General features: G+C 69.7%; 12 protein-coding genes. 9 read left to right on the forward strand and 3 right to left on the reverse strand.

The window, feature by feature from the left end:
- Positions 1–269: 269 nt before the first annotated feature.
- From cysC to galT, 3 genes are all read left to right on the forward strand, one after another.
- Positions 270–1,799 carry an adenylyl-sulfate kinase gene (gene cysC, locus GA0070619_RS23905; protein ID WP_088952014.1) on the forward strand — a complete coding sequence of 510 codons (1,530 nt, stop codon included), beginning with the start codon at positions 270–272 and terminating at the stop codon, positions 1,797–1,799.
- A 112-nt stretch (positions 1,800–1,911) separates the two neighbouring features.
- The gene (locus tag GA0070619_RS23910; protein ID WP_088950127.1) at positions 1,912–2,736 is read left to right on the forward strand and encodes a DeoR/GlpR family DNA-binding transcription regulator; all 825 of its coding nucleotides are present in this window, start codon (positions 1,912–1,914) and stop codon (positions 2,734–2,736) included.
- On the forward strand, positions 2,733–3,809 hold the full coding sequence (gene galT, locus GA0070619_RS23915; protein ID WP_088950128.1) for a galactose-1-phosphate uridylyltransferase: 1,077 nt from the start codon (positions 2,733–2,735) through the stop codon (positions 3,807–3,809). The genes GA0070619_RS23910 and galT overlap by 4 nt, the downstream gene beginning before the upstream one ends.
- Positions 3,810–4,133: 324 nt before the next feature.
- Here the strand turns inward: galT and GA0070619_RS23920 are convergent, their stop codons facing one another.
- Positions 4,134–5,351 (reverse strand): NADP-dependent isocitrate dehydrogenase, encoded by a 1,218-nt coding sequence (locus tag GA0070619_RS23920; RefSeq protein WP_088950129.1) that lies wholly within the window; start codon positions 5,349–5,351, stop codon positions 4,134–4,136.
- Positions 5,352–5,489: 138 nt separating this feature from the next.
- Between GA0070619_RS23920 and GA0070619_RS23925 the strand changes: the two genes are divergently transcribed.
- Positions 5,490–6,335, forward strand: coding sequence for an MBL fold metallo-hydrolase (locus GA0070619_RS23925; RefSeq protein WP_088950130.1), 846 nt, complete (start codon positions 5,490–5,492; stop codon positions 6,333–6,335).
- A 138-nt stretch (positions 6,336–6,473) separates the two neighbouring features.
- Here GA0070619_RS23925 and GA0070619_RS23930 read toward each other — a convergent pair whose 3' ends face one another.
- Complete coding sequence (locus tag GA0070619_RS23930) at positions 6,474–7,424, reverse strand: malate dehydrogenase (RefSeq protein WP_088950131.1); 951 nt, start codon at positions 7,422–7,424, stop codon at positions 6,474–6,476.
- A gap of 140 nt (positions 7,425–7,564) precedes the next feature.
- Positions 7,565–8,425 carry a bifunctional methylenetetrahydrofolate dehydrogenase/methenyltetrahydrofolate cyclohydrolase gene (locus tag GA0070619_RS23935; RefSeq protein ID WP_088950132.1) on the reverse strand — a complete coding sequence of 287 codons (861 nt, stop codon included), beginning with the start codon at positions 8,423–8,425 and terminating at the stop codon, positions 7,565–7,567.
- A gap of 448 nt (positions 8,426–8,873) precedes the next feature.
- Here GA0070619_RS23935 and GA0070619_RS23940 point away from each other — a divergent pair, with 448 nt between their 5' ends.
- The 5 genes from GA0070619_RS23940 (at position 8,874) to GA0070619_RS23960 (ending at position 14,703) form a co-directional block, all read left to right on the forward strand.
- A complete protein-coding gene (locus GA0070619_RS23940; RefSeq protein ID WP_088950133.1) occupies positions 8,874–10,475 on the forward strand; it encodes a peptide ABC transporter substrate-binding protein in 1,602 nt (533 codons plus the stop codon).
- A 197-nt stretch (positions 10,476–10,672) separates the two neighbouring features.
- A complete protein-coding gene (locus GA0070619_RS23945) occupies positions 10,673–11,611 on the forward strand; it encodes an ABC transporter permease (protein WP_088950134.1) in 939 nt (312 codons plus the stop codon).
- A gap of 17 nt (positions 11,612–11,628) precedes the next feature.
- Positions 11,629–12,585: an ABC transporter permease gene (locus GA0070619_RS23950; RefSeq protein ID WP_088950135.1), complete on the forward strand. Its 957-nt coding sequence runs from the start codon at positions 11,629–11,631 to the stop codon at positions 12,583–12,585.
- A 65-nt stretch (positions 12,586–12,650) separates the two neighbouring features.
- On the forward strand, positions 12,651–13,682 hold the full coding sequence (locus tag GA0070619_RS23955) for an ABC transporter ATP-binding protein (protein ID WP_088950136.1): 1,032 nt from the start codon (positions 12,651–12,653) through the stop codon (positions 13,680–13,682).
- The gene (locus GA0070619_RS23960; protein ID WP_088950137.1) at positions 13,663–14,703 is read left to right on the forward strand and encodes an ABC transporter ATP-binding protein; all 1,041 of its coding nucleotides are present in this window, start codon (positions 13,663–13,665) and stop codon (positions 14,701–14,703) included. The genes GA0070619_RS23955 and GA0070619_RS23960 overlap by 20 nt, the downstream gene beginning before the upstream one ends.
- The last annotated feature ends 90 nt before the right edge of the window (positions 14,704–14,793 follow it).

Here is a 14,793-nt window from a genome sequence, read left to right on the forward strand (position 1 = left end):
GGCGTAGCGGACCCCTAAGGTCCCCCTGCCCTGCTGCTGGGGAGGTGTTTCCGCAGTCCGGCGCCCGGCGCCACCCCACCTCGGAAAAAGCCCATCGGGGGTGGGACGATTCACGTTCCGTTCAACGGGCAGTAATCGGGCAGTCGTCAGTGAGGGCTGGCGGATCCGATCCGGCGGTGCTCCCGCCCGTCGAGGTCGTGGAGTGGCGCCCTCGACCGATCGGCGGTCGGCTGCGAAACTGTGTGCCGGTCAGCGAGTGGGGGGTGTGGATGAGCAACGGCTGGGTGCTGCCCGACGAGGTGCTGCGGGACGCACCGGCGTACACGCCGCGTCCGGGTGAGCTCGCGGATCTGGAGCTGCTGCTGACTGGCGCGTACGCCCCTCTGAACGGCTTCATGACCCGCGCTGACCTGGTCTCGGTGAGCCGACGCGGCCGGCTGGCCGACGGCTCGCCGTGGCAGGTCGCGGTGACCCTCCAGGTGCCGGCCGCCCTGGCGCAGAGTTTCGATCCGCGCGACCCGGCCCGTCGGGCGCTGGTGCTCACCGACGGCGAGGGCGCCCCGACGGCTGCCCTGGACGTGGCGGACGTCTGGCCGGTCCGCGAAGGCGTGGCGGGGGTCGGCGGCCAGGTCCGGCGACTGGGCGACGGTGGTCACGGCCCGTTCCAACGGCTGCGCCGCAGCCCGGAAGAGGTCCGCGCGCTGCTGCCCCCGGGCCGGGTGCTCGGCGTCATCGCCGATCGGCCGCTGCATCGTCCGCAGCTCGCCCAGATCGCCCATGCCGCCCGCACCCTGGCCGCGCACCTGCTCGTGATGATCCCGGTCGGTGAGGGTGGCGTCGGCGGACTCCCGCCGGAGGCGCTGGTACGCGCCGTCTTCGCCGCCCGCGACCGGATGCCGCCCGCCACCCTGGTCGCGGTGCCGTTGTCGCACCGACAGGAGGAGATCAGCGACGCGCTGCTGCGCGCCCGGGTCTCCGCCTCGTACGGGGTCACCCACCTGCTCTCCACCGGCGAGATGCTCTCCGGTGCCGGGCTGCGGGTGCTGGTGCCGCGCGAGCTGGCGTACGACAACCGGGACGGGCAGTGGCGCTGGCGGGAGGACATCCCACCGCGCAACCGTCGGCTCGCGTTGACCCAGCAGGAGATCGACGACCTGCTCGACCGGGGTTTCCCGTTGCCGGAGTGGCACACCCCGCCAGCCGTGGCGAGGGAGCTGGCCCGGGCCCGGCCGCCGCGCCGGCACCGGGGGCTGGTGGTCTTCATGACCGGCCTCTCCGGTTCCGGCAAGTCGACGATCGCCCGAGGGTTGGCGGACGCGTTGCGCGAGAGCGGCGACCGGACGGTGACACTGCTCGACGGGGACGTGGTGCGGCGGGAACTCTCCGCCGGGCTGGGCTTCAGCAAGGCCGACCGGGATCTCAACGTCCGACGGATCGGCTGGGTGGCCGCCGAGGTCGCCCGGCACCACGGGGTGGGCATCTGCTGCCCGATCGCCCCGTACGCGGCCGCCCGCGCCACTGCCCGTGAGATGGCCCTGGCCGCCGGTGCGGGTTTCGTGCTGGTGCACGTCGCCACCCCGCTGGAGGTGTGCGAGCGGCGGGACCGCAAGGGCCTGTACGCGCGGGCACGGGCGGGCCTGCTCACCGGGATGACCGGCATCGACGACCCGTACGAGGAGCCGACCGACGCCGACCTGGTGCTCGACACCACCGACCTGAGCGTCCCGGACGCGGTGCAGGCGGTGCTGCACCACCTGACCGAGACCGGCTGGGTGGAGCTGAAGATCGCCTCCGCCTGAGGCGTCGCCGTGCCCCCGTTCCTTCCACAGCTGCCCGCCACGCGCTAGTGTTCATCTTTGTTGGAACACGTTTGACCGCGTGAGAGTACGGGGACCCCCGGGAGGCACGGCAATGCTCGCTCAGCAGCGGCAGGTGGCCATCCTGGAGCGGGTCCGGTCGACCGGCGGCGTCCGGGTGAGCGAGCTGGCCACCGAGTTCGGTGTCTCCGACATGACCATCCGCCGTGACCTGGAGGCGTTGCACGAGCGCGGCCTGCTGGCCAAGGTGCACGGCGGCGCCACCACAGCCGGGCCGGGGTCCACCGACGAGCCGGGCTTCCACGCCAAGTCGGTCCGCCAACTGCCGGAGAAGGCCGCCATCGCGGACCGGGCCGCCCAGCTCGTCCGGCCGGGCGCGGCGGTCGCCCTCTCCGCCGGCACCACCACCGCCGAGCTGGCCCGGAGGTTGGTGGACGTGCCCGGCCTGACAGTGGTGACCAACTCGCTGCCGGTGGCCGAGATCCTGCACGCCGGAGGTCGACCGGACCAGACGGTGGTGCTCACCGGGGGCGTACGCACACCGTCGGACGCGTTGGTCGGCCCACTCGCGGTCGGTGCGGTCCGGTCGCTGCACCTGGATCTGCTCTTCCTGGGCGTGCACGGCATCACCGAGCGGGCCGGCTTCACCACCCCGAACCTCATGGAGGCGGAGACCGACCGGGCGCTCGTGGCCGCGGCGGACCGGTTGGTGGTGCTCGCCGACCACACCAAGTGGGGCACGGTGGGCATCTCCTCGATCGTCGAGCTGGCCGCCGCACACGTACTGGTCAGCGACGACCGGTTGCCTCCGCCCGCTCGACGGGTACTCGGCGAACACGTGGGCGAATTGATCATGGTGAAGGCAACAGGGGCGGGCCGCGCGACGCGCACGCCGATGAGTGAGGGGACGGCGCCGTGAAGCGCACCGCGATCGACCTGGCCGACGGCCGGGAGCTGATCTACTTCGACGAGCGCGACGACGCCGTCCGCGACCAGCCGGACCGCCGCGACCTGCCGCCGCCGCCTCCCGCGTCCCAACTGCGTTACGACCCGCTGACCGACGAGTGGGTGGCGGTCGCCGTGCACCGGCAGACCCGCATCTTCCTCCCGCCGGCGAACGAGTGCCCGCTCGACCCGTCGGTGGGCGACCGGCTGACCGAGATCCCCGCGCCCGACTACGACGTGGTGGTCTTCGAGAACCGGTTCCCGTCGCTGAGCGGCCGGGTCGCCGACGAGCCCGGGGAGATCACCCCGTTCACGTCGGTCCGGCCGGGCCTCGGGCGGTGCGAGGTGGTCTGCTTCACCTCGGACCACAACGCGTCCTTCGCCAGCCTGCCCCCGCGCCGGGTCCGCACGGTGCTGGACGCGCTCGCCGACCGCACCGAGGTGCTCGGTGACCTGCCCGGCGTGGAGCAGGTCTTCTGCTTCGAGAACCGGGGCGTCGAAATCGGCGTCACACTGCACCACCCGCACGGGCAGATCTACGCGTACCCCTTCGTAACGCCGCGCACCCGCGCGCTGCTGGCCGCGGCCCGCCGGCACGCCGAGCGGACCGGCGGGGGCAACCTGTACGCGGACGTGCTGGCCGCCGAGCGCGCCACCGGCGACCGGGTGGTCACCGAGAACGAACACTGGACGGCGTTCGTCCCGGCGGCGGCCCGTTGGCCGTTCGAGGTGCACGTCGCGCCGCGCCGGGTGGTGCCGGACATCCCGGCGCTCAGCGACAGCGAGCGGGACGCCTTCGGGCCGCTCTACCTGGATCTGCTGCGCCGCTTCGACGGCCTGTTCGACATGCCGATGCCGTACATCTCGGCCTGGCACCAGGCGCCGGTGCGCATCGACCGGGAGCTCGGCCACCTGCACCTTCAGCTGTTCAGCATCCGGCGCGCCAAGGACAAGCTGAAGTATCTGGCGGGCTCCGAGTCCGGGATGGGTGTCTTCATCAACGACATCTCCCCGGAACGCGCCGCCGAGCTGCTGCGCGCCGCCTGAGCCGAGCTGCTTTCCCGCCCTGCGGTGAGCGCTGCGAAACCCCGCGCTGAGCGCTGCGAAACAGGGCGCGGGGGGCCCGGGACAGGGCCCCCCGCAGGGAAGGGACGGCTGGCTGTGCACGGCACAGCCGGGAAGGCTGGCTGATCGGCGCACGGGTGCCGCGGGTCGACCGAGGTCAACCTTCCTGGACGCGACTGGCATCTCGTCCATCCTGGTCAACGAGGCGCGCCGACGGCGGTGACGACCCTCGGCGCGTCAGCCCCGGACACGCCGAAGCCCGCCGGCTGAGACGCCGGCGGGCTCCGATGATGCGGTACGCCTGGATCAGGCGGCGATCTTACGGGCCAGGTTCTCGTCGAGCGCGTTCATGAACTCGTCGGTGGTCAGCCACGGGGCGTCCCGCGAGATGAGCAGCGAGAGGTCCTTGGTCATCTGGCCGCCTTCGACGGTGTCGACGATGACCTGCTCCAGGGTGTTGGCGAACTCGGTGACCGCCGGGGTGCCGTCCAGCTTGCCCCGGTGGGCCAGGCCCCGGGTCCAGGCGTAGATCGACGCGATCGGGTTGGTCGACGTCTTCTCACCCTTCTGGTACTGCCGGTAGTGCCGGGTGACAGTGCCGTGGGCGGCCTCGGCCTCGACGGTACGACCGTCCGGGGAGAGCAGGACGGAGGTCATCAGACCCAGCGAGCCGAAGCCCTGCGCGACGGTGTCGGACTGCACGTCACCGTCGTAGTTCTTGCAGGCCCAGACGTAGCCGCCCTCCCACTTGAGCGCGGCGGCGACCATGTCGTCGATCAGCCGGTGCTCGTAGGTGATGCCGGCGGCGTCGAACTCGGCCTTGAACTCGGCCTCGAACACCTCGGCGAAGAGGTCCTTGAACCGACCGTCGTACGCCTTGAGGATGGTGTTCTTGGTGGACAGGTAGACCGGGTAGTTGCGGTCCAGCCCGTAGCGGAACGACGCCCGGGCGAAGTCCCGGATCGACTCGTCGTAGTTGTACATGCCCATGGCGATGCCGCCGCCGGAGAAGTTGGCGACCTCCATCTCCATCGGCGCGCCACCGTCGGCGGGGGTGTAGGTGATGGTCACCGTGCCCGGGCCGGGGACGACGAAGTCGGTGGCCTTGTACTGGTCACCGTGCGCGTGCCGGCCGATGATGATCGGCTTGGTCCAGCCGGGGACGAGCCGCGGCACGTTGGACATGATGATCGGCTCACGGAAGACGACGCCGCCGAGGATGTTGCGGATGGTGCCGTTGGGCGACCGCCACATCTTCTTCAGGCCGAACTCCTCGACCCGGGCCTCGTCCGGGGTGATGGTCGCGCACTTGACGCCGACGCCGTGCTCCTTGATGGCGTTGGCGGCGTCGATCGTGACCTGGTCGTCGGTCTCGTCGCGGTGCTGGATCGACAGGTCGTAGTAGTGCAGGTCGACGTCGAGGTAGGGCAGGATCAGCTGCTCCCGGATCTGCTTCCAGATGATCCGGGTCATCTCGTCGCCGTCGAGTTCAACGACCGGGTTGTTTACCTTGATCTTCGCCATCGACCGGCGCTCCTCTCGGGGGACACGTGCTCAAGCAGTACGAGCGTACTGCAATTGGGCCGGCAGCCCCCAGCCGGCCTCGACCGACCGGCGGAAACCGGGCTGCGCGGAACAGGAATGCCCTGGAATCATCGCCCGATGCCACTGAACCGCACCCTTGGGTCTATCACGGTCACCGCACTCACCGACGGTGAGGGTGCCTTCTTCCAGCCCCGCGCGGAGGCGTTCCCGCAGGCCACGGCGGCGCACTGGGCGGAGGCCGACCGGCGCGACCCAGGCTCGGTGACCGCCGACGGGCAGTGGTGGCTGCCGTTCCGCAGTTTTGCGATCCGCTCCGGCGACGGGCCGGTCACCCTGGTCGACGCCGGCATCGGGCCCGTCGACGCGCTGGCCGCGAGCTGGGCGCCCGTGCCCGGCCGGATGCCCGCCGAGCTGGCCGCGGCGGGCATCGACCCGGCCGACGTCGACACTGTCGTGCTGACCCACCTGCACAGCGACCACATCGGTTGGGCCGTCACCGGCACGCCGGGCCGGCCGTACTTCCCGAACGCCAGCTATCTGGTGCAGCGCGCCGAGCTGGACGCGGCGGAGACGCTCAACCCCGGACTGCCGGCCGGCCTGATCGCACCCCTGCGCGCCGCCGGCCAGCTCCGGGTGGTCGACGGCGAGACCACTGTCACCCCGGCGGTACGCCTGCTGCCCACCCCCGGCCACACCCCGGGCCACCAGTCGGTGCTCCTGACCTCGGCTGACGAACGGATGCTGGTCACCGGCGACCTGCTGGTGCACGCCGTGCAACTCGTCGACCCCGACCTGGCGTACGCCCACGAGGTGGACCCGGACCTGGCCCGCACCTCCCGGCGGGCCACCCTGCGCACCCACTCCCCCACCGTCCTGGCCACCCCCCACCTGGCCACCCCCTTCACCCCGCTTCCCCACCCCACTCCCCGTGATCACCGGCCGGTCCCACCCCCACCCGGGTGATCAAGAGGTTTGCGTCAGGAATCGCGGTCGCGGTGACGCAAACCTCTTGATCAATCAGGCGGGGGTGGGAGCCCCGGGGGACGGGGAAGGGCCCGCCGGTTTGCCGGCGGGCCCCTCGGGTGGTTCTGGTTCGGGGAACTACATGCTGGAGATGTCGCCCTGCTTGGCGCGGACGGCTTCGGCCGCCTCCAGGAGGCTGGCGCGCTCGTCGGCGTCCAGGTCGGTCTCGACGACCCGCTTGACGCCCTCGGCGCCGATCTCGGCCTCGACACCCAGGTAGACACCGGAGATGCCGTACTCGCCGTCGACCCAGGCGCAGACCGGCATGACCTCGCCCGAGTCCTCCGCGACGGCCTTCGCCATCCGAGCCGCGGCGGCGGACGGGGCGTAGTAGGCCGAACCGGTCTTGAGCAGCGCGACCACCTCAGCGCCACCGTTGCGGGTCTTGACGACCAGCTCCTCGATCTGCTCGGCCGGCATCGCGTCACGCAGCGGCTTGCCGTTGACGGTGCTCTTCGAGGGCACCGGGACCATGGTGTCCCCGTGCGAGCCCAGGGTCAGAGTGCGTACCGACGCCACCGGCACGTTCAGCGCCTCGGCGACGAAGTTGCTGAACCGGGCGGTGTCGAGCATGCCGGCCTGGCCGAGCACCCGGTTCTTCGGGAACTGGGTGGCGAGCTGCGCCAGCGCGGTCATCTCGTCCAGCGGGTTGGAGACCACGATGACGACGGCGTTCGGGGCGTACTTGGCGACGTTCTCGGCGACCTGGCGGACGATCTTGGCGTTGGTCTCCAGCAGGTCCATCCGGCTCATGCCGGGCTTACGCGGCAGACCAGCGGTGATCACGACGACGTCGGAGCCCTCGATCTGCTCGTAGCCCTCACCGTTGGGGCCGGTGGTGACACCGACCACCTTGGTCTCGAAGCCCTCGATGGCCCGGGACTGGTTGAGGTCGAGCGCGAGGCCCGCGGGCTTGCCCTCCACGATGTCGGTGATCACTACGGTGTCGAAGACGTCGTACTCGGCCAGGCGCTGTGCGGTGGTGGAGCCGTAGAAGCCAGCCCCGACGACAGTGACCTTCTTACCCATGGTCGTCCCACTCCCTGATACCAGTCGGTTTTCCGGACCGTATCAGTCATCCTGGCACCGATCAGGCCAGGGGCGGCGGCCATCGCCGGGATGGGGCGAACGTCACCGCCGTCCTGGTTCGGCGCTACCGGCGCGCGGGCTCAGCCGCGCTCGGCGCGCTCGACGACGTTGGTGAGCAGCATGGCCCGGGTCATCGGCCCGACTCCACCGGGCATGGGGACCAGGGCGCCGGCCGTCTCGGCCACCTCCGGGTCGACGTCGCCGGTGTAGCGGCCCTTGCCGTCCGCGCCGATCACGCGCGTGATGCCGACGTCCACCACGACCGCACCGGGGTTGATCATGTCGGCGGTGAGCAGGCCCGGCACGCCGGCCGCGACGATGACGATGTCGGCGGCCCGGGTGTGCGAGGCGAGGTCGAGGGTGCCGGTGTGGCAGAGGGTGACGGTGGCGTTCTCGGAGCGGCGGGTGAGCAGCAGGCCGAGCGGTCGGCCGACGGTGTTGCCCCGACCGACCACTGCGACGGTCGCGCCGCGCAGCGCCACGTCGTGCCGGCGCAGCAGCTCCACGATGCCGCGCGGGGTGCAGGGCAGCGGGCCGTCGTAGCCGAGGACGAGCCGGCCCAGGTTGACCGGGTGCAGGCCGTCGGCGTCCTTGTCCGGGTCGATCAGCTCCAGCACCCGCTGGGTGTCGAGATGGGCCGGCAAGGGCAGCTGGACGATGTAGCCGTGGCACGCCGGGTCGGCGTTCAGCTCGGCCAGCACGTCGTCGACCTGCTGCTGGGTGGCGTCGGCCGGCAACTCCCGGCGGATCGAGGCGATGCCCACCTCGGCGCAGTCGCGGTGTTTTCCGTTGACGTACGCCTGGCTGCCCGGGTCCGCCCCGACCAGCACCGTGCCCAGTCCGGGGGTGATGCCGCGTTCCGCGAGTGCCTTCACCCGGATTCGCAGCTCGTCCTTGATCTCCGCCGCGGTTGCCTTGCCGTCCAGAAGCGTCGCCGTCACGTCCAGATCGTCTCACGGCCACCGGCCGCAGTTCCGACGGACCTCGCCCGCGCGGCTCGTCGCCACCTCGGCCGCCACCGTTGCACATGACCGTAAGTAACGTGTTGCACGTCACTCTCAGTCACTTTCTGTTCATTCGGTCACCGTCGAACCAGACAGGCGGGCCGAGCACGACGGAGATCGGATGGCCCGCCCAGAGAGCCCCATCCCGCCTCAGACCGGCACTGCCGCCCCCACGAAAGGCAAGACTTTTGCAGGCTGGCGAGGTTTACGGCGGTTTTCGCTAGCAGGCGGATCCGCCTTCGACAAGGGGACCACCCCCGGACCGTTACCCACCCGCAACCGCGTCGTTGTCAAAGGCCCATTCCCGACCTACCGTTGCCGCTTGTTGCGCAGCGTAACCCAGCGTCGGGCCTGACTGCGCAGCGTGAGGAGATGAGGAGGCTCAATGCGAGTTCGTAGACTCGCCGCCTGGACCGCCCTCCCGCTCGCGGTGACGCTGGGCCTCGCGGCCTGCGGCAGCGGCGGAGACGGTGGATCCAGCGGCAACGGCAATTCGGCGGTCAGCATCCAGATCGGCGAGCCGAAGCACCTGGTTCCCACCAACACCACCGAGACGTCCGGCTCGCAGGTGATCGCCGGCCTGTTCAGCCCGCTCGTCGACTACGACGCCCAGAACAAGCCTTACGAGGTCGCTGCCCAGTCGGTGACCTCGTCGGACAACAAGGTCTGGACGATCAAGCTCAAGGACGGCTTCACCTTCCACAACGGTGAGAAGGTCACGTCCGAGGACTACGTCAACGCCTGGAACTACGGCGCGTACGCCCCCAACGGTCAGGACAGCAACTACTTCTTCGAGAAGATCGCTGGCTACGACGACCTCCAGGGCAAGGCGCCGAAGGCCAAGGAGATGTCCGGTCTGAAGAAGGTCGACGACCTCACCTTCACCGTGACGCTCTCCGAGCCGTACATCGACTTCAAGACGGTGCTCGGCTACAACGCGTTCTACCCGATGCCGGACGCCGCGTTCTCGGCCCCGGGCGTGCTCAAGGACTCCTACGAGCAGGCGCCGATCGGGCAGGGCCCCTTCAAGATGAAGGGCACGTGGCAGCACGACAGCAAGATCGAGGTCGAGCGCTACGACGCGTACCCGGGTGAGAAGCCCAAGGTCAAGAACGTTGAGTTCCGGATCTACCAGCAGCTGACCGCGGCCTACGCGGACGTCCTGGCGGACAACCTGGACGTGCTGCCGACGATCCCGACCGAGAGCCTGAGCACCGCGCCGAGCGACCTGGGCGACCGGTACCAGACCAGCCCGATGTCGTCGTTCCAGTTCCTCGCGTTCCCGACGTTCGACAAGGACTACAGCAACCCGGACGTGCGTAAGGCCATCTCGATGGCGATCGACCGTGACGAGATCACCAAGTCGGTCTTCAAGGGCTCTCAGCAGTCGGCGCGCTCCTTCGTCTCGCCGGTCCTGCCGGGCTACCGGGAGAACACCGCGGGCACCGCCGGCGAGTTCAACCCGACCGAGGCCAAGAAGCTCTATCAGGCCGCGGGTGGTCCGTCGAAGATCGTCATCTCGTACAACGGCGACGGCGGCCACAAGGACTGGGTCGACGCCACTGTCAACCAGCTCAAGGCCAACCTGGGTGTCGACGCCGTCGGCTCGGCCGAGCCGAAGTTCGCCGACCTGCTGACCAAGGTCGAGAAGAAGACGCCGGTGGGTGCGTTCCGGATGGGCTGGGTCATGGACTACCCGACCATGGAGGACTACCTCGGCCCGCTGTACAGCACGAACGGCTCGTCGAACTACTACGGCTACAGCAACCCGGAGTTCGACAAGCTGGTCAAGGAGGGTTCCGCCGCCAAGACGCAGGACGAGGCGATCGCCAAGTACCAGCAGGCGGAGGACATCCTGGCCAAGGACATGCCGGTGATCCCGCTCCGCTTCGGCGAGAACGTGTTCGGCCACTCGTCCAAGGTCAAGAACGTGCAGATGGACCTGTTCCAGCGGGTCAACCTCGTCAAGATCGAAGCGGCCAGCTGAGCTGACCACGGTGCGGGCCACCCGGGCGACGACGCCCGGGTGGCCCAAATCGCGCCACCGGAGCCGGGCCGCAGCAGCGGACCCGGCGTCGGTGGTGCCGGCTCCCCCGGGCCTGACGGCACGTCTCGGATATTTCGGGTACGACCAGAGATGCCGTCCTGCGACCCTTTCGCACATTTCCGGAGAGACTGCTAAGCATGTTCCGCTACATCTTGCGGCGCCTACTGCAGATGGTCCTGGCGTTCTTCGGGACCACCCTGATCGTCTACGCGCTGACATTCGCCGGACAGGGCGACCCGATCCAGGCGCTCGCCGGTGAGCGGCCGGTGACGCCAGCCCAACGGGCCTACCTGACCGAGAAGTACAACCTGGATCAGACGGGCGTCGGCGGCTTCTTCTACCGCTACTTCGACTACGTGAAGGACCTGCTCCAGGGCAACCTGGGCGAGTCGCTCACCGGTCGGAGCATCGGTGACATCCTCCAGCAGGCCTGGCCGGTCACCGTGCGGCTCGCGCTCATCGCCCTCGCCGTGGCGATCATCTTCGGAGTCAGCGCGGGCGTGATCGCCGGTATCCGCCGAGCCAGCATCTTCGACAACTCGACGCTGGTGCTGACCCTGCTGGTGCTGGGCATCCCGACGATCGTGCTGGCGCCGCTGGCGCAGTATTTCCTGGGCGTCAAGTGGCAGCTGTTCCCGCCCACCGCCGGCTCGGACCCGACGTTCTACGCGCTCCTGCTGCCGGGCATCGTGCTCGGCTCGCTGTCGCTGGCCACCGCGCTGCGGCTCACCCGGGCCTCGGTGGCGGAGAACCTGCGCGCGGACTACGTCCGGACCGCCCGGTCCAAGGGCCTGGTCAAGCGCCGCATCGTCATCGTCCACGTGCTGCGCAACTCACTGATCCCGGTGGTCACCTTCCTCGGTGTGGAGCTGGGCAACCTGATGAGCGGCGCGATCATCACCGAGGGCGTCTTCAACATCCCCGGCGTCGGCTTCAACCTCTTCCGCGGCATCCGCACCGAGGACGGCCCCCTCGTGGTGGGCATCGTCAGCGTGCTCGTCGTGGTCTACCTGGTCTCGAACCTGGTGGTGGACGTCCTGTACGCCGTACTCGACCCGAGGATCCGCTATGAGTGAGCGCAGCGAGGTGCCGCATGAGTGACTTCGAGACTGTGGCGGCGACCGAGAACCAGGCCGCGCGGCGTGGCCCCTCGGGCGAGCCGGGCACACCCAATCAGGTCGGCGCCGCGAACAAGCCCCGCAGCCTGGCCGGAGACGCCTGGCGGGACCTGCGCCGCAACCCGATCTTCTGGATCTCGCTGACGCTGGTCGTCATCTTCACCCTGATGGCGCTGCTCCCCGGGGTGTTCACCGCCAACAACCCGAACGACTGCCTGCTCTCCCGGCAGCACGCCGGGCCGTCCGGCGGGGCCATCTTCGGGTACGACTTCCAGGGCTGCGACACGTACTCCCGTGCGGTCTACGGCACCCGCGCCTCGCTGCTGGTCGGCGCGCTCGCCGCTCTCGGCACCGGGATCATCGCGCTGGTGATCGGCATGCTGGCCGGTTACTTCGGCCGGTGGGTCGACGCGGTTCTCTCCCGGGTGATCGACGTGGTGCTCGGCATCCCGCTGCTGCTGGCCGCGATCGTGCTGCTCAAGCGGGTCTCCAGTGACAGCCAGTGGGCACGGATCGGCGCTGTCGTCTTCGTGCTCGCCCTGCTCGGCTGGACCACCGCCGCCCGCGTGGTCCGCTCCTCGGTGATCACCGCAAAGGAGCAGGACTACGTCGCGGCAGCCCGGATGCTCGGCGCCGGCAACAGCCGGATCATGTGGCGGCACATCCTGCCGAACTCGCTGGCCCCGGTCATCGTCGTGCTGACCATCGCGCTCGGCTCGTTCATCGCGGCCGAGGCGACGCTCTCCTTCCTGGGCATCGGCCTGAAGGCACCCACCATCTCGTGGGGTCAGGACATCGACACCGGCCGCATCCACATGCGCGAGGCGGCCACGCCGCTGATCGTCCCGTCGGCGTTCCTCGCGCTGACCGTGCTGGCGTTCATCATGCTCGGCGACGCGATCCGTGACGCCTTCGACCCGAAGCTGCGGTGACTCATGCGAGCGCGAGGAGTGAGCGAAGCGAGCCCCGCAGTCGCGAGCGAAAGGCAGGCACAGCCATGACCGTTCAACCGACGCCCGCCTCCGCCACGCCCGAGGGCGGCCACCTGCTGGAGTTGCGGGACCTGCACGTCGAGTTCCGCACCAACGAGGGCGTGGCCCGGGTGATCAACGGCGTGTCGTACCACCTGGACGCCGGCGAGACACTGGCCGTGCTCGGCGAATCCGGCTCGGGTAAGTCGGTCACCGCCCAGGCAATCATGGGCATCCTGGACACCCCGCCCGCGTTCGTCCGCTCCGGCCAGATCCTCTACCAGGGTCAGGACCTGCTCACCCGCTCCGAGGAACAGCGCAGGCAGGTACGCGGCAAGGAGATCGCGATGATCTTCCAGGACGCGCTCTCGGCCCTGAACCCGGTGTTTCCCGTCGGCTGGCAGATCGGTGAGACGCTGCGTCAGCGCTCCGGCATGTCCCGGTCCGACGCCCGACGTCGTGCCATCGAGCTGATGGACCTGGTCAAGATCCCCGGTGCCGCCAAGCGGATCGGCGACTACCCGCACCAGTTCTCCGGCGGCATGCGGCAGCGCGTCATGATCGCCATGGCGCTGGCGCTGGACCCGAAGGTGCTCATCGCCGACGAGCCCACCACGGCGCTCGACGTGACCGTCCAGGCCCAGATCATGGACCTGCTGGCCGACCTGCGCCAGGAACGCAACATGGCGATGATCCTGATCACCCACGACCTGGGCGTGGTCGCCGGTGTCGCGGACCGGATCGCGGTCATGTACGCCGGCCGGATCGTCGAGCACGCCGACGTCCGCTCGCTCTACAAGGCGCCCGCCCACCCGTACACCAAGGGTTTGTTGGAGTCGATCCCGCGCCTGGACGTCCGCGGCGAAGAACTGTCGACGATCAAGGGGTTGCCGCCGAACCTGATGCGCATCCCGTCCGGCTGCCCGTTCCACCCCCGGTGCCCGTACGTCCAGCAGGTCTGCGTGGACGTCGTGCCGCACGACCTGGTCCTCGGCGACGGCCGGACCAGCGCTTGCCACTTCGCGCAGGAGGTCCGTGATGACAGCGCCGCCCGCTAGCCCCGGCAAGGTCCGCGGCGAGACGATCCTCTCCGTCGACAACCTGGTGAAGCACTTCCCGATCACGCAGGGGGTGCTGTTCCAGCGGCAGGTCGGCGCGGTGAAGGCCGTCGACGGGGTGAGTTTCGAGCTGCGTCGGGGCGAGACGCTGGGTGTCGTCGGCGAGTCCGGCTGCGGCAAGTCCACCCTCGCCCGGCTGCTGATGCGCCTGGAGACGCCCACCTCCGGAGGCGCGACCCTGGAGGGCAAGGACCTGTTCAAGGCCTCCGGGGGTGAACTGCGCCGGGTGCGCCGCAACATGCAGATGGTGATGCAGGATCCGTACACGTCGCTGAACCCGCGGATGACCGTCGGCGACATCATCGGCGAACCGTTCGAGATCCACCCGGATGCCGCGCCCAAGGGCAGCAAGCAGAAGCGGGTCCAGGAACTGCTCGACGTGGTCGGGCTCAACCCGGAGCACATCAACCGGTACCCGCACCAGTTCTCCGGCGGTCAGCGACAGCGCATCGGGATCGCCCGCGCGCTCGCGCTGCGACCCGAGGTGATCGTCTGCGACGAGCCGGTGTCGGCGCTGGACGTCTCCATCCAGGCCCAGGTGATCAACCTGCTGAAGCAGTTGCAGAACGAGCTGGGGCTGTCGTACATCTTCATCGCCCACGACCTGTCCGTGGTGCGGCACATCGCCGACCGGGTGGCGGTGATGTACCTCGGCCGGATCGTCGAGATCGGCACCGAGGACGAGATCTACGAGCGGGCCACCCACCCGTACACCCAGGCTCTGCTCTCGGCTGTGCCGGTGCCCGACCCGGAGGCCCGCGACCAGCGCAACATGATCCGGCTGGTCGGCGACGTGCCCAGCCCGGCCGACCCGCCGAGCGGCTGCCACTTCCGCACCCGCTGCTGGAAGGCCCAGGAGATCTGCGCCGTGGAGGACCCGAAAACGGTCCCGAGAGCGGCGGACCCCCACCCGTCCGCCTGCCACTTCGCCGAACTCCGCCCCACAACCCCAACGGCCTGACCCGCCCCCTCACACGTCGATCATGAAGTTGTTGTCCCGACACGCCGACCGGCCGGGCAACAACTTCATGATCAACGGGGTCTCGCGGGG

Source organism: Micromonospora zamorensis (genome assembly GCF_900090275.1).
In the GTDB taxonomy this organism is placed as follows: Bacteria; Actinomycetota; Actinomycetes; order Mycobacteriales; family Micromonosporaceae; genus Micromonospora; species Micromonospora zamorensis.